This is a genomic window from Ornithinicoccus halotolerans, assembly GCF_009602535.1.
GTDB lineage: Bacteria > Actinomycetota > Actinomycetes > Actinomycetales > Dermatophilaceae > Ornithinicoccus > Ornithinicoccus halotolerans.
Genome location: NZ_WIQI01000021.1, coordinates 1 through 18270, shown reverse-complemented (window position 1 = coordinate 18270; position 18270 = coordinate 1). Strand labels below are relative to the sequence as shown.

Below are 18270 nucleotides of genomic sequence, written 5' to 3'. Positions count from 1 at the left end.
GCTCGCGGTCACCACCATGGTAGCAGCCGCGCCCGACCTCGCGCCCGCGCGGCCGGGAGGACCCGCCGCGCAGCCCATCCTTGGATGATTCCAGTCCTGGTCGCGGCCGCAGGCCCTCGTGCTGTCGGAGGGGGTAGCGGCCCGCGCGCTCGTCAGTCGGTCCGGCGGAGCGCGACGGTCACCGCGTCCAGCCGGGCCCGTGCCTCCACGTCCGCGGCGAGCCGCTCCCCCACCCGCTGCACCACCTGCTGGCGCGCGGCCCGCTGCAGCCCGGGGACCAGGGCCAGCGTGATGCGCAGCGCCCCGCCCGGCCCGGCGTCGAGGGCGTGGCCGGCCACCGCCGGCTCCGAGGCCACCGCGTCCGCGACGGCGCGCTGGACGTGGTCGTCCTGGTGCGCCGGTCGCCAGGGGCGGTCCTCGGCCAGCGCCCGCACCATGGACTCGCGCAGCGTGGCCGACGGGCTGCCCTGCGCCGCCGGCAGGTCCAGCAGCAGCACGGTGCACTCCTCCTGCAGGGCGGCCTGCGCCGCCCGCCAGGCGGGCACCGGGACCGGACGGGCCTGCGGGTCCCACGCCCGCAGCGCCGCCAGGCTGCTGAACACCGGAAGGGCACGGGTGCCGTCCGGGGCGCTGAGGGTCACGGCGGCCATGTCTCCACCGGCGTCGGCGGGCGGCCCGGCCTCGGTCGCCACCTGCTCACCGGCGACCGCGACGACCGGCACCAGCAGCCGGGCCCGCGCCACGGCCGCGACCAGCGCGGTCTCCGCCTCGGGATGGTCCAGGGCCGCGAGCAGCGCCGGGTCGGCCTGTCCAGTGTCGTCATCGAAGCCGGTGCTCTGCAGGGTCCGGCCCCGCCAGGGGGTCCCGGCGGTGTCGGCGCCCTGGCGCGGGTCGTGGCCCGCGAACCGCCCGCCCGGGTCGGTCACGCCTCGCTCCCGGCCGCGGCGGCGATCCGCAGCGCGTCCGGCAGCCGGATCCGGCCGTGGTAGAGGGCCGAGCCCAGCACCACCCCGGCCAGGCCCGGCAGGGCGCACAGCCGAGTGAGGTCCTCCGGGCCGGCGACCCCCCCGGAGGCGATGACCGCGGTCCGGTCCGGGTCCACCTGGGCCAGCACCCCGGCGAACAGGTCGACGTCGGCGCCGCGTCGGGTGCCGTCCCGCCCGGCGTCGGCCACCAGCACCGCCCGGCATCCCGCCTCGGCCAGCGGGGCCAGCACCCCGTCGAGCGGACCGAGGCGGGCGTCGCTGCCCCGGGCCACCACCTGGCCGTCGGCGACGTCGACGCCCACGGCGAGCCGGGGGCCGAGCTCGGCCGAGCGCGCCAGCACCCAGTCCGGGTCACGCAGCGCGGCGCTGGAGAGCACCACCCGCGCCGCGCCGGTCGCCAGGCAGCGCTGCAGCCGGTCCTCGTCGGTCACGCCACCGGAGAGCTGCACCGGCACCGGCAGCGCGGCCACCAGCCCGGCCAGCAGCTCGGCGTTGTCCCCCCGGCCGAAGGCGAGGTCCAGGTCCACCAGGTGCAGCCACTCGGCGCCCTGGGTGAGCCAGTCCCGGGCCACCGCCGCTGGGTCGTCGGGGCCGTCACCGACCACCTGGGCCGCTCGGCCGGCCGCGACGTCGACCGCGGGCAGCAGCAGCGGCGCGACCGTCACCGCCGGTCGTCCCCCGGCCGCTCCTGGGCGGCCCACTCCTGCTGCAGCAGCACCCGGTCCCGCACCGCGTCCTGGAACCAGTCCACCTGTCGCTGGGAGGGGGCGGCTAGCACCCGCCCGGGCAGCTCGCCGGCCTCCTCGGGCGCCACCAGCAGTCGGGCGTGCGGGAGCCCGAGCACAGCGGCCAGCGCCGCGAGCAGCTTCGCGGCGGGGACGTGCCGCTCGGCGAGGATCTCGCGCACCTCGGCCGGCGAGCCGCTCCCGGCGGCGCGCACGAGCACCGATGGCACCGCGAGGTCCAGCCCTGGGGGCCGCACCAGCCCAGCGGCGGGCTCCCACACCAGCCAGCGTGGACGGCGGCCGGCGGCTCCCCCGCGCACGCACGCCACCGCCCGGCCGTCGACCTCCCCCATCACCACCGCGGGACCGAGCCGGCGCGGGACGCGCCGGTTGAGCAGCAGCAGCACCGGGTCGTCGTAGGGCTCGCTCGCCTGCGCCGGGCCGTCCGGCGCCAGCACCGTCCAGCCCTCGGCGGGTACGGCGGAGACGGGGACCACCCCGCGCCGGGCCCACCCGACCGCCTCACCCAGGCCGCCGCGGACCCACTGCACGCACCGGACGCGCGTCGCGCCGGGGCGCGACTGCGCCCGGGGCCGCTCGAGGGTCACCGTCACACCGCCATCCTACGGACCGCCGGCCCCGGATCCGGGCTCCTCGCCGTAGAACACGCGCTCGACGACCTGACGGCAGCGTCGCGCGGTCCGGCGCCACTCGTCGGCGAGCTCCCCGCCCTGGCCGGGGCCCCGGCCGATGATGCGGCTGATCCCCTCGGCGTCACGGGCGTCGCTCGGGACCGAGTCCACCGGGCGGCCGCGCCACAGCACGCCGGCGTCGCGCAACCGGGACCCCAACGACCACGCCCGCCGCAGCGCCGCGGCATCGTCGGAGGAGAGCAGTCCCGCCTCGACGGCGGCCTGCATGGCGACCAGCGTGCTGGTGGTGCGCAGCGCCGCGACCTCGTGGCCGTGCTCCAGCTGCAGCAGCTGGACCACCCACTCCACGTCGCTCAGCCCCCCGTACCCGAGCTTGAAGTGGGTGCGCCGGTCGGCGCCCCGCGGGAGCCGCTCGCCCTCCATCCGGGCCTTCAGCCGCCGGATCTCCCGCACCGTGCGCGCCTCCAGCCCGCCCTCGGGCCAGCGCAGCGGGTCGATCAACGACTCGTACTCCGCAGCCAGCCGCTCGTCCCCGGCCACCGGCCGTGCCCGGAGCAGCGCCTGCGACTCCCAGCCCGCGGACCATCGCGCGTAGTAGGCCTGGTAGGACTCGAGGCTGCGCACCAGCGGCCCGGAGCGGCCCTCCGGCCGCAGGCCCGCGTCCAGCTCCAGCGTCGGGTCCGGGCCCGGCTTGCTGAGGCCGCGGCGCAGCTCGGCGATGATGTCCTCGGCCTGGGCGGCTGCCCGCTGCGCGGTCTGCTCGTCCCAGTCGCGGGGCCGGTAGACGTACATGACGTCGGCGTCGCTGACGTACCCGAGCTCGGCGCCGCCCAGCCGGCCCATCCCCACCACCAGCAGGTCGACCGCCTGCTCCTCGCCGCGCCGGTCCAGCACGACGCGGGTGGCGACCTCCAGCGCCGCCTGCAGCAGGCAGTCGGTCAGCGCGGTCAGCGCCGACCGCACCCCGGCCTGGTCCAGGTCACCGACCAGGTCGGCCAGCACCACCCGCAGCAGCTCGCGGGCGCGGACCGTGCGCACCGCCAGGAACGCCGCGTCGGCCTCCTGGTGCCGGCGCGACGCGGCCGCCATCCGCGCGGCGAGCACCTCCGCCCCCGGCGGCTGCAGCCCGGCCTGGTCCCCCAGCAGCGCGACCGTCTCCGGCGAGCGGATCAGCAGGTCCACCACGTAGCGGCTCGTGGAGAGCACGTGGGCGAGCCGCTGGGCGGCGGTGCCCTCGTCCCGCAGCATCCGCAGGTACCAGTGGGTGGAGCCGAGCGTCTCGCTGATGCGGCGGAAGGCCAGCAGCCCCGCGTCGGGGTCGGCTCCGCCGGCGAACCAGCCGAGCATGACCGGCAGCAGGTGCCGCTGGATGGTGGCCCGCCGGCTCACCCCGGAGGTGAGCGCCTCCAGGTGGCGCATCGCCCCGGCCGGGTCCCGGAAGCCCAGCGCCGCCAGCCGCTCCCGTGCCGCCTCGGGGGTGAGCCGCACCTCGTCGGTGGACAGCTGGGCCACCGCCACGAGCAGCGGACGGTAGAACAGCCGCTCGTGCAGCCGGCGCACCTCTCGCTGGTGCGAGCGCCACCGTTGCAGCACGGCTGCCGCCGCCTCGCCACGCTCCCCGACCGCCCGGCCCAACCGGCGCAGCGACGCCTCGTCGGCCGGCATCAGGTGGGTCCGGCGCATCCGGTGCAGCTGCACCCGGTGCTCCAGCACCCGCAGGTACCGGTAGGAGGTGTCCAGGGCGGCGGCGTCCTCCCGGCCCACGTAGCCACCGTCGCGCAGCGCGGCCAGCGCCTCCAGGGTGGTGCCGGACCGCAGCGTCTCGTCGGCGCGGCCGTGCACCAGCTGCAGCAGCTGCACGCTGAACTCGATGTCGCGCAGCCCACCGGGCCCGAGCTTGAGCTGGCGGTCGGACTCGGCGCTGGGGACCTGCTCCTCGACCCGCCGGCGCATCCCCTGCACCTCCTCGACGAAGCCGGGCTGCGAGCCTGCGCCCCAGACCAGCGGCCGGACCATGCCGCACCACTCCTGGGCCAGCTCGAGGTCCCCGGCGACCGGTCGGGCCTTCAGCAGCGCCTGGAACTCCCACGTCCGCGCCCACCGGCGGTAGTACTCCCGGTGCGAGGCCAGCGTGCGCACCAGCGGCCCCTGCTTGCCCTCCGGCCGCAGCGCGGCGTCGACGGGCCACAGCGTGCCCTCGCTGGTGGAGGCGTGGCACACCCGCATGACGGTGCTGGCGAGCCGCTCGCCGACGCGGACGGCCTCGTCGTCGCTCGTCCCGGCGTCCGGCTCGGCCAGGAAGATGACGTCGACGTCGCTGACGTAGTTGAGCTCCTGCCCGCCGCACTTGCCCAGCCCGACGACCGCGAACCGCACCCCGCCGCTACCGGGCACCAGTGCGCGAGCGAGGTCGGTCGCGGCCTGCAGCGCCGCCCCGGCCAGGTCGGCCAGCACCGCGGCGACCGGCGGCATCGCCGCCAGCGGGTCCTCGCTGGTCAGGTCGTCGGCCACCACGCGCACCAGCTGCTCCCGGTAGGCCACCCGCAGCGCGTCCATGCCGCGGCGCTCCAGGTCCTCCTCCCCGGCCCGCTCCGGGGCCTCGGCGGCGGCCACGACCGGCGCCACCGACCGCGGGATGGCCGCCGGGTCGACCGGGGCCCGCTCGCTGACGGCGTGCACCTGCTCGGGATGGTGCACCAGGTGGTCGGTGAGGGCGCTGCTGGCGCCGAGCACGGCGAGCAGCCGCTGCCGCGCGGGGCCGGGCGTGGCGACCATGTCCACCAGCTCGCCGTCCGCCTCGACCAGCCGCACCACGCCCAGCAGCGCCTGGTCGGGGTCGGCCACGCCGGCGAACTCCTCCAGCAGCCGCCGGCGGTCCTCCAGGTGCCCGGCCCCGCACCGCTCGACCAGCTCCTCCAGCAGCCGCCCGGCCCGTTCCCCGTCGGTGAAGCCGGAGCGCAGCAGCTCGGCGGTCCCCGCGGGACGGGTCACAACCGCACCAGGTACCGGTCGAGCTCGAAGGTGGTCACCTGGGAGCGGTAGTCGGCCCACTCCTGCCGCTTGTTGCGCAGGAAGAAGTCGAACACGCTCTCGCCGAGGGTCTCCGCGACCAGCTCGCTGTCCTCCATCACGGCGATCGCCTCCCCGAGCGACTGCGGCAGCTCGGCGATGCCCATCGCCCGCCGCTCGCCGGGGGTGAGCGACCACACGTCGTCCTCGGCCTCCGGGGGGAGCTCGTACTCCTCGCGGATCCCCTTGAGTCCGGCCTGCAGCACCACCGCGAACGCCAGGTAGGGGTTGCAGGCGGCGTCGATGGACCGGATCTCGACCCGGCGCGAGTGCCCCTTGCCGATGCTGTACATGGGCACCCGGACCAGCGCGCTGCGGTTGTTGTGGCCCCAGCACACGTGGGCCGGTGCCTCGGCGCCGCCCCAGATGCGCTTGTAGGAGTTCACCCACTGGTTGGTGACCGCGCAGATCTCCCTGGCGTGCCGCAGCACCCCGGCGGTGAAGCGGCGGCCCACGGTGCTCAGCTCGTACCGGGCGGTCGGCTCGTAGAAGGCGTTCTGGTCACCCTCGAAGAGGGAGAGGTGGGTGTGCATCCCCGACCCGGGGTGCTCGGCCAGCGGCTTGGGCATGAAGGAGGCGAACGCCCCGTGCTGCAGCGCCACCTCCCGCACCACGGTGCGGAAGGTCATGATGTTGTCGGCCATCGACAGCGCGTCGGCGTAGCGCAGGTCGATCTCGTTCTGCCCCGGGCCGCCCTCGTGGTGGCTGAACTCCACGGAGATGCCCATCTGCTCCAGCAGCGTGATCGCCGCCCGCCGGAAGTCGTGACCGTCGCCGCGCGCCACGTGGTCGAAGTAGCCGGCGTGGTCCAGCGGCACCGGTGGCTGGCCGGGCTCGTAGGGGTCCTTGAACAGGTAGAACTCGATCTCGGGGTGGGTGTAGAAGGTGAACCCGTCCTCCCCGGCGGAGTCCAGCGCGCGGCGCAGCACGTGCCGGGAGTCCGCGGCGGCCGCCCGCCCGTCCGGCATCCGGATGTCACAGAACATCCGCGCGGTGCCCGGCTTGTCACCCCGCCAGGGCAGCACCTGGAAGGTCGCCGCGTCCGGCTGCACGATCATGTCGGCCTCGTAGACCCTGGTGAAGCCCTCGATCGCGCTGCCGTCGAAGCCGATGCCCTCGACGAAGGCCTGCTCCAGCTCCGCCGGGGCGACGGCCACGGACTTCAGCGCGCCCAGCACGTCGGTGAACCACAACCGGACGAACCGGATGTCGCGCTCCTCGATCGTGCGCAGCACGTACTCCTGCTGTCGGTCCATGCCGCCATCCTGCCGCACCGGCCGAGCGGGGCGCAGCGAGGCTAGGGTCTCCGGCATGGCGCAGCTTCGACTGGTGATGGTGCAGCTGAACTCCGTGGTCGGGGACCTGGCCGGCAACGCGGCGCGGATCCGCGAGCAGGTGGCGGCCGCCGCCGGGGAGGGCGCCCACCTGGTCGCGTTCCCGGAGATGGCGCTGGTCGGCTACCCGGTGGAGGACATGGCGCTGCGCCGCTCGTTCGTGCGGGCCTCCCAGCGAGCGCTGCAGCAGCTGGCCGCGGACCTGGCCGCCGACGGCCACGGGGAGCTGCCCGTCGTGGTGGGGTACCTGGACGAGACCAGCCGCGACAACGTGGCCGACCTGGACGGCGACGGCACCCCCGACGAGGCCGACGACCTGTCCTCCCACGTGCCGACGGTCCTCCCGCAGAACTGCGCCGCCGTGCTGCACCGGGGGCAGGTGGTGGCCCGCTACGCCAAGCACCACCTGCCCAACTACGGCGTGTTCGACGAGCGCCGGATCTTCGCACCGGGGCGGGACCTGGTGGTGGTGCGGGTCCACGGCGTGGACGTGGCGCTGGCCATCTGCGAGGACCTCTGGCAGGACGGCGGGCCGGTGGCCCGGACCCGGGAGGCCGGCGCCGAGCTGCTGCTGGTGCTCAACGGCTCCCCCTATGAGCGGGGGAAGGGTGACGCCCGGCTGGAGCTGTGCCGCAGCCGCGCCGCCGAGGCGGGATGCACCCTGGCCTACGTGAACCTGGTCGGGGGCCAGGACGAGCTGGTCTTCGACGGCGCCTCCGTCGTCGTCGACGCCGCCGGGACGCTGCTGGCGCGGGGCCCGCAGTTCCAGGAGGCCCGGGTGCCCGTCGACCTGGACCTCGCCCCGGACAGCACCGACGCCGCGCACCCGCCGCCGCACGTGCAGCACCGGGTGCTGTCGCAACAGCCGGTCCAGCCCTACCAGCCGCTCCCGGCCGTCCAGGCCGAGCGGCTCGACGACCTCGCCGAGGTGTGGGCCGCGCTGACGACCGGGCTGGGCGACTACGTGCGCAAGAACGGCTTCGGCAAGGTCTGCCTCGGCGTCTCCGGCGGCATCGACTCCGCCCTCGTCACGGCGCTGGCCGCCGACGCCGTCGGCGGCCAGCGCATCATCGCGGTCTCCAACCCGAGCCAGTACTCCTCGGACCACTCCCGCTCCGACGCCGAGGAGCTGGCCGCCCGGGTGGGCGCCGACTACCGGGTCATCCCCATCCAGCCGATGGTGGACGCCTTCCAGGCCGAGCTGCCGCTGGCGGGCGTCGCGGCCGAGAACCTGCAGGCCCGCGTCCGCGGCGTCGTGTGGATGGGCATCTCCAACAGCGAGGGGGCGCTGGTCCTGGCCAACGGCAACAAGTCGGAGGTCTCGGTCGGCTACTCCACGATGTACGGCGACACCGTCGGCGGGTTCGCGCCGATCAAGGACGTCTACAAGACGTTGGTGTGGGAGCTGGCCCGGTGGCGCAACGCCGAGGCCGTGCGGCGAGGCGAGCGACCGCCAATCCCGGAGTCCAGCATCACCAAGGCCCCCTCGGCCGAGCTGGCGCCGGGCCAGGTGGACGCGGACAGCCTGCCGCCCTACGAGGTGCTCGACCCGGTCCTGGAGCGCTACGTCGGCCAGCGGCAGAGCCGCGAGGAGCTGCTCGAGGCCGGGTTCGACCCGGAGGTCGTGGACCGGGTCGTCGGGCTCGTCGACGCGGCCGAGTGGAAGCGCCGGCAGGGCGCGATGGGCACCAAGATCACACCGCTGGCCTTCGGCCGCGACCGGCGTCTCCCGGTGACCAGCCGGTGGCGCGCGCAGTCCGGCCCGACCGCCTGAGCCGGGCGCGGGCCGCGCCGCTCGACCCCCTTGCGCGCCGGAGCGGCCGGTGGTGGGCTAAGGGCACCTAGCCGTTGCCCACCGGGGACGTTCGGTGGGCCCTCCCCGAGGAGCCGCCGTGAGCGAGACCACCGCGCAGCAGGACACGCCCGGGCACCGCGAGTCCGAGCAGGTCGTCGAGGTCGAGCAGGCCAGCGACCAGCCGGTCGACGCCGTCTGGGCCCGGCTGGTCACCCACGAGGGCGTCGAGGCGCTGCTCGGCCAGGGCGCCCGGCTCGGCAGCAAGGGTGAGCCCTGGCACGCCGACGACGGCAGTCACGGGGTGACCCGCTCCTACCATCCTGGTGAGCAGCTGCGGGTCTCCTGGCACGCCGACGAGCACGCCCCGGCCACCCTGGTGGACCTGCAGCTGCACCCGGCCGGCACGGGCAGCCGGCTGCTGCTGCGGCACGAGCGGCTCCCGGCCGGCGCGCCCGTGCCGGCGCTGCGGCAGCGGTGGGAGGAGGCGCTGGCCCGGCTCAGTCGTTGAGCGGGTTGGCGTCCCAGGCGTTCGCGTCGGGGTCGCCGGTGGCCCACTCCCGCTCGGCGCGCTCCTGCTCCTCCCAGGCCTCGGTGCGCTGCCGGGCCTGGTCGAGCGCCCGCTCGGCCGCGTCCCGGGTCTCGTAGGGCCCCATCAGGTCGGCCCCGCGTGCCCGCTCCGGGTCGTCGTGCTCCTCCACCGCCCTGGTGCGGATGTTGAACCAGTACGGCATGGCTGTCCTCCTCGACGTGCTCGCGGTCGCCGGGCCCGACGCCGCCCTCGCCACCTAGACTTCACCGTATGCCGAGCTCCTCCGCAACCCTGGCACCCGGGCGGGTCGGTCCCCGCCGGGACGTGCCCGCCCACATCGCCCGCCCCGAGTACGTCGACCGCCCCGCTCCCGCTCCCTACACCGGCCCGGAGGTCAAGGACGCCGAGACGATCGAGCGGATGCGCGTCGCCGGCCGGGTCGCGGCGCAGGCGCTCGCCGAGTGCGGCCGGGCGGTCGCCCCCGGCGTCACCACCGACGAGCTGGACCGCATCGGCCACGAGTTCCTGCTCGACCACGGTGCCTACCCGTCGACGCTGGGCTACCGGGGCTACCCGAAGTCGCTGTGCACTTCGGTCAACGAGGTCGTCTGCCACGGCATCCCCGACGACCGCCCGCTGCAGGACGGCGACATCGTCAACGTCGACGTCACCGCGTACGTCCACGGGGTCCACGGCGACAACAACGCCACCTTCCTGGTCGGCGACGTCGCCGAGGAGTCGCGGCTGCTGGTCGAGCGCACCGAGGAGGCGTTGCGGCGGGCGATCCGCGCCGCCGTCCCGGGCCGGCAGGTCAACGTCATCGGCCGGGTCATCGAGTCCTACGCCCGCCGGTTCGGCTACGGAGTCGTCCGCGACTACACCGGCCACGGGGTGGGGCCGGCCTTCCACTCCGGGCTGATCATCCCGCACTACGACGCGCCGGAGTACTCCGACGTCATCGAGCCGGGGATGACCTTCACCATCGAGCCGATGCTCAACCTGGGCACGCCCGACTGGCGGGCGTGGGAGGACGGGTGGACGATCGTCACGGCCGACGGCCGCCGCTCGGCCCAGTTCGAGCACACCATCCTCATCACCGAGACCGGCAACGAGATCCTGACCCTCCCCTGACGGGCCGGGACCGTCCTGACCCCAAGGAGGCAGTCCGTGACCGACCAGCACCTGCTCGGCGTCGACATCGGCGGTAGCGGCATCAAGGGGGCCCCGGTGGACCTGGTCGAGGGCCGGTTCGCTGCCGAGCGGCTCCGCCTGAAGACGCCCGGCCGCTCAACCCCCGAGGCGGTCGCCGAGCTGGTCGGGACGATCGCCGAGGAGTTCGCCGGGCAGCTGCCCGCGGACGCCCCGGTGGGCATCACCGTCCCCGCCGTCGTGCAGCACGGCACCGTCCGCACCGCCGCCAACATCGACGAGGACTGGATCGGCACCGACGCCGAGACGCTCTTCGGCGACCTGCTCGGCCGGCCGGTCCTGGTGGTCAACGACGCCGACGCCGCGGGCGCGGCCGAGATGCACTACGGCGCCGGCCGCGGCACGGACGGCGTCGTGCTGCTCACCACCCTCGGCACGGGCATCGGCACCGCCCTGTTCCACGGCGGGGAGCTGGTGCCCAACACCGAGCTGGGTCACCTGGAGCTGGACGGTCACGACGCCGAGACCCGGGCTGCCAACAGTGCCCGCGAGGACGAGGACCTGTCCTGGCAGGAGTGGGCCGCCCGGCTGCAGCGCTACTACCGGCACGTGGAGGACCTGTTCTGGCCGGACCTGTTCATCGTCGGCGGCGGCGTGTCCAAGAAGGCCGACAAGTTCCTGTCCGAGCTGGACCTGCGCACGCCGATCGTGCCCGCCCAGCTGCGCAACGACGCCGGCATCATCGGGGCGGCCTGGCTGGCCGCCCACCGGGAGGGGCAGGCCTGAGCGACCGTCCCTACCGTGCTGTCCGCGGCGCTCGGGACGCCCGCCAGCGGAAGGCTCGGTAGCGGAAGAGGGTGCTGAAGCCGTGGGACTCATACATCGGCAGGGCAACGGCAGAGGACTGCAGGACCGCCTCCGTGCAGCCCGCCTGGGCGCCGGTCGCGATCGCGCCGCTCGTCACCGCCCATCCGTACCCCCGTCGCCTCGCCGTTGCGGCGGTCACGACGTTGTAGATGCCGACAACCCTCCCGGACCGGAAGCTCATGGCCTGGGCGACAGGGACGCCCGCGGCATAGCCGGTGAGCAGTGCCCACCGGGGATCGTCCGCGACGCCGTGCCCCAGCCAGGTGTGCGTGATCTCGGGGCTGCCCCCCGTGATCTCCGCCGACGCACGCACGAACTCCTCCAGTCCGGACCGGCCGTCGACGGTGCGGATGTGAAGGCTGCCCGGCCCCTCCGCAACCCGTGGTAGGTCGGTGCAGACCATGGCCGGCCAGGAGGCGCTGGCGTCCTCCTCGAGGCCGAGATCGGTGACCGCGCGCACCAGCCCGTCGTCGAGCCCCTCGCGCAGCTGAGCGTAGAACGGCAGCCCGGTTGCCTGGAGGCCCTGGACGGCTGCGACCAGCGCCTCGACGCTGACGGGGTCGGCAACCGGCAGCACCTCGTTGAACAGTGCGACGGGGCTGGCGGTGGCAGCCACGACCACACCGTTTGACCGGCGCAGGAACCCTCGGGGTTGGTGCGGCGGCAGCGAGGCGAACGCCTCCACCATGTTCAGGTGGGCGCGGCGTCCTGCCTCCAGATCACGCACGCTGGTCCCTGCTCCCGCCGGCGGCCCCGAGAGGTGCACGGCCGCTCGTGGCCAAGGTACACCTGCCCAGCCGCCGGCTACCTCACCAGGAGGTGTCCCGGGGACGGCCCTCGTCGTAGCCGGCGGCACCCTGCAGCCCGAGGACGGCGCGGGCGTGGAACTGGCCGATGGTGGCGGCGCCGGCGTAGGTGAAGGCGCTGCGCACCCCGGAGACGATCTGGTCAACGACGTCCTCCACGCCGGGACGCTCGGGGTCGAGGTACATCTTGGAACTGGAGATGCCCTCCTCGAACAGCGACATCCGGGCCCGGTCGAACGCCGAGCGCTCCCGCGTACGGTGCCGCACCGCCCGGGCCGAGGCCATCCCGAAGCTCTCCTTGTACAGCCGTCCGTCGCCGTCGCGCATCAGGTCGCCGGGGCTCTCGTAGGTGCCGGCGAGCCAGGAGCCGATCATCACGCTGGCGGCCCCGCCGGCCAGGGCCAGCGCGACGTCCCGGGGGTACTTGACCCCGCCGTCGGCCCACACGTGGGCACCGGAGTCCTTGGCGGCCGCGGCGCACTCCAGCACCGCCGAGAACTGCGGCCGTCCCACGCCGGTCATCATCCGGGTGGTGCACATCGCGCCCGGCCCGACGCCGACCTTGACGATGTCGGCCCCGGCGCCGGCGAGGTCCCGGGCGCCGTCGGCGGACACGACGTTGCCGGCCACCACCGGCACCCGCAGCCCGGTCGAGTCCGCGTGCGCGTCCCGCACGGCAACCACCTGCGGCAGCACCTCGAGCATCTTCTCCTGGTGCCCGTGGGCGGTGTCGACCACGAGCACGTCCACGCCGCAGCCCAGCAGCTCGGCCGCCTTGCCGCGCACGTCGCCGTTGATACCCACGGCGGCGCCGACCAGCAGCCGTCCCTGCGCGTCGAGCGCCGGGGTGTAGATCGCCGAGCGCAGCAGCCCGGTGCGGGTCACCACGCCGAGCATGCGCTCACCGTCCACCACCGGGGCGAGGCCGAGGTGGGCGCCCTCCAGCGCCTCGAAGGCGTCCCGGACGTCGGTGCCGGCGGCGACCGTCGTCAGGTCCTCGGTCATGACGTCCCGCACCTGGGCGAACCGGTCCACATCGGTGCAGTCACCCTCGGTCACCACTCCCACCGGCCGGTCCCGGTCCAGGACCACGGCCGCGCGGTGGGCACGCTTGCCCATGAGGGAGAGCACCTCGGCGACCGGGGCGTCCGGGGTGATCGTGATCGGGGTCTCGTACACCGGGTGGCTGGCCTTGACCGCCGCGACGGTGTCGCGGATCGCGGCGAGCGGGATGTCCTGCGGCAGCACCGCGACCGCGCCGCGCCGGGCGACCGTCTCGGCCATCCGTCGCCCGGCGACTGCCGTCATGTTGGCCACGACCAGCGGCAGCGTGGTGCCGACCCGGTCCGGGGTGGTCAGGTCGACGTCCATCCGGGAGGCCACCGCCGAACGGTTGGGCACCATGAAGACGTCGTTGTAGGTCAGGTCGTGCGCGGGCTGCAGGCCACCGAGGAACTCCACGGGGGTCCATGGTACGTCCGTGCCATCACCGCCCGCACCGGGTGACGCCGTCGCCGGCCCGCCCTACCGTGAGAGCCATGGAGCTCACCCACCTGGGTCACTCGTGCCTGCTCGTCGAGGTGGCCGACCAACGCGTCCTCATCGACCCCGGGACCTTCAGCGACCTGGACCAGCGCGACCTCTCCGCGGTGCTGATCACCCACCAGCACCCCGACCACGCGGACCCCGACCGGCTGCCCGGGCTGCTCCGGCAGAACCCGGCCGCGCAGGTGTGGGCCGAGCCGCAGGCCGCCGCCGCCCTCACGGAGCCGCTGGGCGACCAGGCCGGGCGGGTGCAGCCGCTGGACAGCGGCGCGACCCTGCGGCTGGGGCCACTAGAGGTGACGGCGGTCGGCGAGCGGCACGCGCTGATCCACGACTACGTCCCCCGCATCGACAACCGCGGGCTGGTGCTGCGCGCCGAGGGCGTCCCGACCGTGTTCCACCCCGGCGACGCGCTGGACGCCGACCCCGGGGAGGTTGACCTGCTCTGCGTGCCGGTGAACGCGCCGTGGGCCGCCGTGCGCGACACCATCGGTTTCGTCCGCCGGGTCGCCCCGCGGCAGGCGATCATCCCCATCCACGACGGCCTGCTCAACGACACCGGGCGGTCGATGTACCTCGGCCACGTCGCCACCCACGGTGCCGAGGAGGGCGTGGCCGTGCTGGACCTGCGGGGGGCCGGCCCGACCCGGCGCTGACCGCCCCGGCCCCGGCCGCTCCTCCCTAGGCGGGCTGGAGGACCAGGTCGCCGGAGACCGACTGCAGCTGCACCCGCACCGGCCGGCGGTCGCCCGGTCCGGTGTCCTGACCGGCCCGGTCGGCGAAGCCGTTGCGCACTGCCCCGGACAGCGTGGAACCGGACAGCTCCACCTCCAGGCCGGGCGGTAGCCCGAGCCAGAGGTCCCCGGACACCGAGCGCACCCGCACCTCCGGGCCCTCGTAGCGGCGCACCCGCACGTCGCCGGAGGCGGTCCGCACCTCCAGCCGCCCGCCGACCGCGTCCATCCGCACGTCACCGGAGGCGGTGGTCGCCTCGACCGCGCCGGTCACCCGGCCGGCGGTCACGTCGCCGGAGGCGGAGTGCACCGTCAGGTCCCCGCCCACGTCGCCCACCTCCACGTCACCGGAGGCGGTGCGCACCCGGGCGGTCCCGTCGACCGGTCCGGCGCGCAGCCCGCCGGAGACCAGCACCGCCGAGAGCGAGCCCAGCCGGACGTCGGACTCCAGCTCCGCCGCGGTGGTCCGCGCGGTCACCGCCGCACCGGGCGGCAGCCGGAGCTCGACCAGGTCGTTGCTGGAGCCGCCGAGACCCCGCCCGGGCTGCTCGACCCACACCTGGGTGCCGGACCGCTCGACCCGGTAGGCGTCGGCCTGCCGGGACTCGATGACCACCTCGACCACCTCGTCCTCGGCCGGCAACAGCCGGGCCCGGCCGGCGGTCAGCCGCAACTCCACCGTGGGTGTCGCCACCGCGGTGAACCGCTCCCGCCGGGTCACGTGCGCACCGTCCCCGAGAACCGCCGGCCGACGCCGCCGGGACGGGAGGCGGTGCTGTTGAGGGTCTTCACCACCCAGGAGTTGACCGAGTCGCCGGCCTGCGTGGCGGCCTGCTCCACGGTGTCCTTCAGCGAGGAGGGCAGCCGCAGCGTGAGCCGGGCCTCCATGCCCTCCGGCGGGGCCGCCTGCGGGGCCGACTCCTCGGCCCGCACCACGAGGGTGGGCTCGCCGTCGCGGAGCACCACCTCCACGTGCTGCCCGCTCAGCTGCCCGGAGACCTCCGCCGCCGCCTGCTGGGCCATGTCCATCGCCAGCTGCTGGGTGGCCGCCCCCAGCGACTGCCGCAGCAGCTCACCGGCGCTCTCGACCGCCGGGTCGGCGGACAGGGCCAGCTGCTGACTGAGGGCCGCCTCGAACCGCACGGTCGCGCTCTGAGTGTCCACGGTGCACCTTCCTTCTACCCGCGGCTGGGTCCGCGTGCTGTCACTGTGCTGCCACCACTGTCCCACGGCCGGCTCCGGGGTTGCTGCTGGCCGACTGTGCCGTGGCCAGGCACGGCTCAGCCGCTCGGCGTGCCACTGCTGCTCGGCCCGGACCTGCTCGGGGTCGTTGAGCATCATGCTGGTCCTCCGCTCCCGCCTCGCCCGTCGAGGCATGACATCAGACTGACATCATTATGATGTCAGTGCAACACCGCGCTGTCCCGCCGGGCGGGTCCGCTACGCTGAGGGAGGACGAGTCGACCAGGCGGTCGCGTCGGAGCACCCTCGGGTGGCTCCGTCGAGGAACGTCCGGGCTCCACAGGGCACGGTGGTGGCTAACGGCCACCCGGGGTGACCCGCGGGACAGTGCCACAGAAAGCAGACCGCCCTCGATCCGTCGGGGGTAAGGGTGAAACGGTGGTGTAAGAGACCACCAGCGCGCCGGGTGACCGGCGCGGCTCGGTAAACCCCACCGGGAGCAAGGCCAGACAGCACGCGTTCGAGGGCGGCCCGCCCGAGCGTGCGGGTAGGCCGCTGGAGGTGGCCGGCAACGGTCGCCCGAGATGGATGGCCGCCCCCGCCGCAGTGCCGGTGACGGCGCGGCGGGACAGAACCCGGCGTACCGGTCGGCTCGTCCCCCACCGGCACCGCACGGAGCAGCACAGCCTGCTCACGCGGGGCCGGTGGCCGTCGCGGCGGGGTCAGTCCAGGACCGCGAACCGGACCTCGTGCCCGGTGACGTCGGCACGCACCAGCTCCACCGCCACCTCGGCGCCCAGGGCCGCCTCGCCGTCGGCGCGCGCCGTCACCGCCGGGTCGGTCACCTGCACCACCACGCCGCGGTCACCGGCCCGGTCCACGACGACGGCACGGAACCGCTCACCCACCCGGTGCTGCAGCGCCGCCGCCTCGACCGCGTCGGTGCAGGCCCGGTCCACGGTGCGCGCCAGCTGCTCGGAGCGCTGCATGATCGGCGGGAGCTCCGGGAGCGCGGCCCGCACCCAGTCCGGCACCTCCTGGCCCGCGGTCAGCGCCGCGCAGGCCACCAGCCCGAACCGGTCGACGAGCCGCCGCAGCGGCGCGGTGACGTGGGCGTACGGCGCCGCCAGCGCCGCCTGCACGGTGTGCGCCGGGTCGGTCGGGGGCGCGCCGTCGAACGGGGTGTACCCGGCCCCGCGGAACAGCGCGGTGGCGTCGTGGATGATCGCCAGGTGCGCAGGGTCCTGCCAGTCCAGCGTGCGCAGGAAGTCCCCGTAGGCCATCCCCTCCGGCCACGCCGCCCCGAGCGCGCGGGCCTGCCGCCGGAACCGGTCCACGTCCCGCTGGCTGGGAGCCGGCATGGTGCGCAGGATCCCGATGCCGCCCTCGAGCATGATCTCCGCGGCCACCATCCCGGTCAGCAGGGAGATCTGGGCGTTCCAGTCCTCGGCCTCGCGCAGCGGACGACGACGCAGCCGGTAGTGGCCGTCCCCGTCCACGTGCACCTCCTGGGAGGGCATCGGCAGCGAGGCCCCGCCGCGGTCGGACTCCCGCTGCACCCGCAGCCGGCCCACCTCCCGGAGCAGCAGCAGCGGCTCCTCCGCCGAGCCGGTGTCGACCTGCTGCTGGACCTCCTCGTAGGTGTAGCGACGGCGCGACCGCACCACCGCGCGGTACACCTCGGCCACGTCCCGCGCGCCGTCGGCGTCCAGCCGGACGTCCCACACGAAGGCCGGGCGCGCCTGCCCGGGGAGCAGGCTGGCGGCGTCCTCGCTCATCACCGCGGGGTGCAGCGGGACGCGGGTGTCCGGGCAGTAGATGGTCTGCCCCCGCCGGCGCGCCTCCTCGTCGAGGGCGCTTCCCGGGCGCACGAACGCCGGGACGTCCGCGATGGCGTAACGCACCCGGTAGCCGGCACCGTCACGGGCGATGTGCAGTGCCTGGTCGAGGTCCATCGAGCCGGGCGGGTCGATGGTGCACAGCGGCAGCGCGGTCTCGTCCCGCCGCGGCAGGTCCGGGTCGGCCGCGGCGCGCTCGGCGTCGGCCAGGGCATCCGGCGGGAAGTCGCCGGGCGCCGCCAGCTCGTCCCGGATCCGCGCGAAGGCCGCCTCGAGCCGGTGCCGGGTGCCGGTCTCGTCCACCTCGCCGGTGATCGTCGTCGCTCGCTGCGCCATAGTCCGCACCCTAGGCGCGGGCGGGCAGATGTGCCGCCGTAGGGTGGCGCGGTGCTCGTGCTGCTCCCGCCCTCGGAGGGCAAGGCGACCCGGGCCCGCGGGCGCAGCCTCGACCTCGCGGCGCTGACGCTGCCGGAGCTGACCGGCCCGCGCGAGCGGGTCCTGGCCGAGCTGTCCGCGGTCAGCGCCCGCGACGACGCGCCGGACGTGCTCGGCGTCGGGGCGGGGGTGGCCGCTGAGGTGGCGCGCAACACCCGGCTGCGCAGCGCGCCGACGCTGCCGGCCGGCCAGCTCTACACCGGGGTGCTCTACGACGCGCTGGACCTGCCGACCCTCGACGCCGCCAGCCGGCGCCGCGCCTCACGGCGGGTGCTGGTGTCCTCGGCGCTGTTCGGGGCACTGCGGCTGACCGACCGGGTGCCGCCCTACCGGCTCGCCATGGGTGTCACCCTGCCCGGCACGGGGCCGCTGGCCCGGTTCTGGCGGCCACACCTGGCGCCGGTCCTCCCCGCCCTGGTGGGCCGGGGGTTGGTCGTGGACTGCCGCTCCAGCGGCTACGCGGCCTCCTGGCCGGTGCCCGCCGAGCTGGCCGACCGGTGGCTGGTCGTGCGCGTGCCGGGGGCCACCCACCGGGCCAAGCACACCCGTGGGCTGGTGGCCCGGGCGCTGGTGAGCGAGCCGGCCGACCCACAGCAGCCGACCCGGCTCGCCGACCGGCTGCG

At 75.3% G+C, this 18270-nt stretch carries 17 protein-coding genes and 1 other RNA gene; 7 read left to right on the top strand and 11 right to left on the bottom strand.

The genetic code is table 11. The features are described 5' to 3' along the window. Positions 1-152: 152 nt before the first annotated feature. From GFJ45_RS06245 to GFJ45_RS06225, 5 genes are read right to left on the bottom strand one after another with little or no spacing between them, the layout of a single operon-like run. The gene (locus GFJ45_RS06245; protein WP_153395279.1) at positions 153-926 is read right to left on the bottom strand and encodes an SseB family protein; all 774 of its coding nucleotides are present in this window, start codon (positions 924-926) and stop codon (positions 153-155) included. Then, entirely contained in the window at positions 923-1651 is a 729-nt protein-coding gene (locus GFJ45_RS06240) for a 1-(5-phosphoribosyl)-5-[(5-phosphoribosylamino)methylideneamino]imidazole-4-carboxamide isomerase (RefSeq protein WP_153395277.1), read from the bottom strand. The genes GFJ45_RS06245 and GFJ45_RS06240 overlap by 4 nt, the downstream gene beginning before the upstream one ends. Next, positions 1648-2325 (bottom strand): hypothetical protein, encoded by a 678-nt coding sequence (locus tag GFJ45_RS06235; protein WP_153395275.1) that lies wholly within the window; start codon positions 2323-2325, stop codon positions 1648-1650. The genes GFJ45_RS06240 and GFJ45_RS06235 overlap by 4 nt, the downstream gene beginning before the upstream one ends. Before the next feature lie 9 nt (positions 2326-2334). Then, positions 2335-5355, bottom strand: coding sequence for a bifunctional [glutamine synthetase] adenylyltransferase/[glutamine synthetase]-adenylyl-L-tyrosine phosphorylase (locus GFJ45_RS06230; protein WP_153395273.1), 3021 nt, complete (start codon positions 5353-5355; stop codon positions 2335-2337). Further along, positions 5352-6689, bottom strand: a complete 1338-nt coding sequence (locus tag GFJ45_RS06225; RefSeq protein ID WP_153395271.1) for a glutamine synthetase family protein — start codon at positions 6687-6689, stop codon at positions 5352-5354. The genes GFJ45_RS06230 and GFJ45_RS06225 overlap by 4 nt, the downstream gene beginning before the upstream one ends. A gap of 55 nt (positions 6690-6744) precedes the next feature. On the opposite strand from GFJ45_RS06225, the gene GFJ45_RS06220 reads away from it, so the two are divergent. Beyond that, positions 6745-8541, top strand: a complete 1797-nt coding sequence (locus tag GFJ45_RS06220) for an NAD+ synthase (protein ID WP_153395269.1) — start codon at positions 6745-6747, stop codon at positions 8539-8541. Between the two features lie 118 nt (positions 8542-8659). Continuing rightward, positions 8660-9070 (top strand): SRPBCC domain-containing protein, encoded by a 411-nt coding sequence (locus GFJ45_RS06215; RefSeq protein WP_153395267.1) that lies wholly within the window; start codon positions 8660-8662, stop codon positions 9068-9070. Here the strand turns inward: GFJ45_RS06215 and GFJ45_RS06210 are convergent. Then, on the bottom strand, positions 9060-9293 hold the full coding sequence (locus GFJ45_RS06210; RefSeq protein WP_153395265.1) for a methionine aminopeptidase: 234 nt from the start codon (positions 9291-9293) through the stop codon (positions 9060-9062). The genes GFJ45_RS06215 and GFJ45_RS06210 overlap by 11 nt on opposite strands. Before the next feature lie 68 nt (positions 9294-9361). Here GFJ45_RS06210 and map point away from each other — a divergent pair, with 68 nt between their 5' ends. Together map and ppgK are read left to right on the top strand one after the other, a co-directional pair. Further along, positions 9362-10222, top strand: coding sequence for a type I methionyl aminopeptidase (gene map, locus GFJ45_RS06205; protein WP_153395263.1), 861 nt, complete (start codon positions 9362-9364; stop codon positions 10220-10222). 36 nt (positions 10223-10258) lie between these two features. Next, positions 10259-11026 (top strand): polyphosphate--glucose phosphotransferase, encoded by a 768-nt coding sequence (ppgK, locus tag GFJ45_RS06200; protein WP_153395261.1) that lies wholly within the window; start codon positions 10259-10261, stop codon positions 11024-11026. Between the two features lie 10 nt (positions 11027-11036). On the opposite strand, the gene GFJ45_RS06195 is transcribed toward ppgK, so the two are convergent. Next, positions 11037-11834: a GNAT family N-acetyltransferase gene (locus tag GFJ45_RS06195; protein WP_153395259.1), complete on the bottom strand. Its 798-nt coding sequence runs from the start codon at positions 11832-11834 to the stop codon at positions 11037-11039. Positions 11835-11916: 82 nt separating this feature from the next. Beyond that, complete coding sequence (locus tag GFJ45_RS06190) at positions 11917-13374, bottom strand: GuaB1 family IMP dehydrogenase-related protein (RefSeq protein WP_153395257.1); 1458 nt, start codon at positions 13372-13374, stop codon at positions 11917-11919. A 77-nt stretch (positions 13375-13451) separates the two neighbouring features. On the opposite strand from GFJ45_RS06190, the gene GFJ45_RS06185 reads away from it, so the two are divergent. Beyond that, positions 13452-14114, top strand: coding sequence for an MBL fold metallo-hydrolase (locus GFJ45_RS06185; RefSeq protein WP_153395255.1), 663 nt, complete (start codon positions 13452-13454; stop codon positions 14112-14114). Positions 14115-14139: 25 nt separating this feature from the next. On the opposite strand, the gene GFJ45_RS06180 is transcribed toward GFJ45_RS06185, so the two are convergent. Both GFJ45_RS06180 and GFJ45_RS06175 read right to left on the bottom strand, forming a co-directional pair. Further along, on the bottom strand, positions 14140-14913 hold the full coding sequence (locus GFJ45_RS06180; protein WP_153395253.1) for a DUF4097 family beta strand repeat-containing protein: 774 nt from the start codon (positions 14911-14913) through the stop codon (positions 14140-14142). Next, positions 14910-15533 carry a hypothetical protein gene (locus tag GFJ45_RS06175; RefSeq protein WP_194288540.1) on the bottom strand — a complete coding sequence of 208 codons (624 nt, stop codon included), beginning with the start codon at positions 15531-15533 and terminating at the stop codon, positions 14910-14912. Before GFJ45_RS06175 ends, GFJ45_RS06180 begins: the two co-directional genes overlap by 4 nt. Before the next feature lie 115 nt (positions 15534-15648). Here GFJ45_RS06175 and rnpB point away from each other — a divergent pair. Further along, positions 15649-16033, top strand: an RNA gene (gene rnpB / locus GFJ45_RS06170) — RNase P RNA component class A. A gap of 63 nt (positions 16034-16096) precedes the next feature. On the opposite strand, the gene GFJ45_RS06165 is transcribed toward rnpB, so the two are convergent. Further along, a complete protein-coding gene (locus GFJ45_RS06165) occupies positions 16097-17548 on the bottom strand; it encodes an RNB domain-containing ribonuclease (protein WP_153395249.1) in 1452 nt (483 codons plus the stop codon). A gap of 51 nt (positions 17549-17599) precedes the next feature. Here GFJ45_RS06165 and GFJ45_RS06160 point away from each other — a divergent pair. Continuing rightward, the coding region (locus tag GFJ45_RS06160) for a YaaA family protein (protein WP_153395247.1) at positions 17600-18270 on the top strand (671 nt) is incomplete at its 3' end.

What these genes read in the sequence shown, in the direction of transcription:
- GFJ45_RS06210 (WP_153395265.1), bottom strand. Translation starts at nt 9,293, where the DNA reads ATGCCGTACTGGTTCAACATCCGCACCAGGGCGGTGGAGGAGCACGAC.
- GFJ45_RS06220 (WP_153395269.1), top strand. Translation starts at nt 6,745, where the DNA reads ATGGCGCAGCTTCGACTGGTGATGGTGCAGCTGAACTCCGTGGTCGGG.
- GFJ45_RS06165 (WP_153395249.1), bottom strand. Translation starts at nt 17,548, where the DNA reads ATGGCGCAGCGAGCGACGACGATCACCGGCGAGGTGGACGAGACCGGC.
- map (WP_153395263.1), top strand. Translation starts at nt 9,362, where the DNA reads ATGCCGAGCTCCTCCGCAACCCTGGCACCCGGGCGGGTCGGTCCCCGC.
- GFJ45_RS06225 (WP_153395271.1), bottom strand. Translation starts at nt 6,689, where the DNA reads ATGGACCGACAGCAGGAGTACGTGCTGCGCACGATCGAGGAGCGCGAC.
- GFJ45_RS06175 (WP_194288540.1), bottom strand. Translation starts at nt 15,533, where the DNA reads ATGATGCTCAACGACCCCGAGCAGGTCCGGGCCGAGCAGCAGTGGCAC.
- GFJ45_RS06185 (WP_153395255.1), top strand. Translation starts at nt 13,452, where the DNA reads ATGGAGCTCACCCACCTGGGTCACTCGTGCCTGCTCGTCGAGGTGGCC.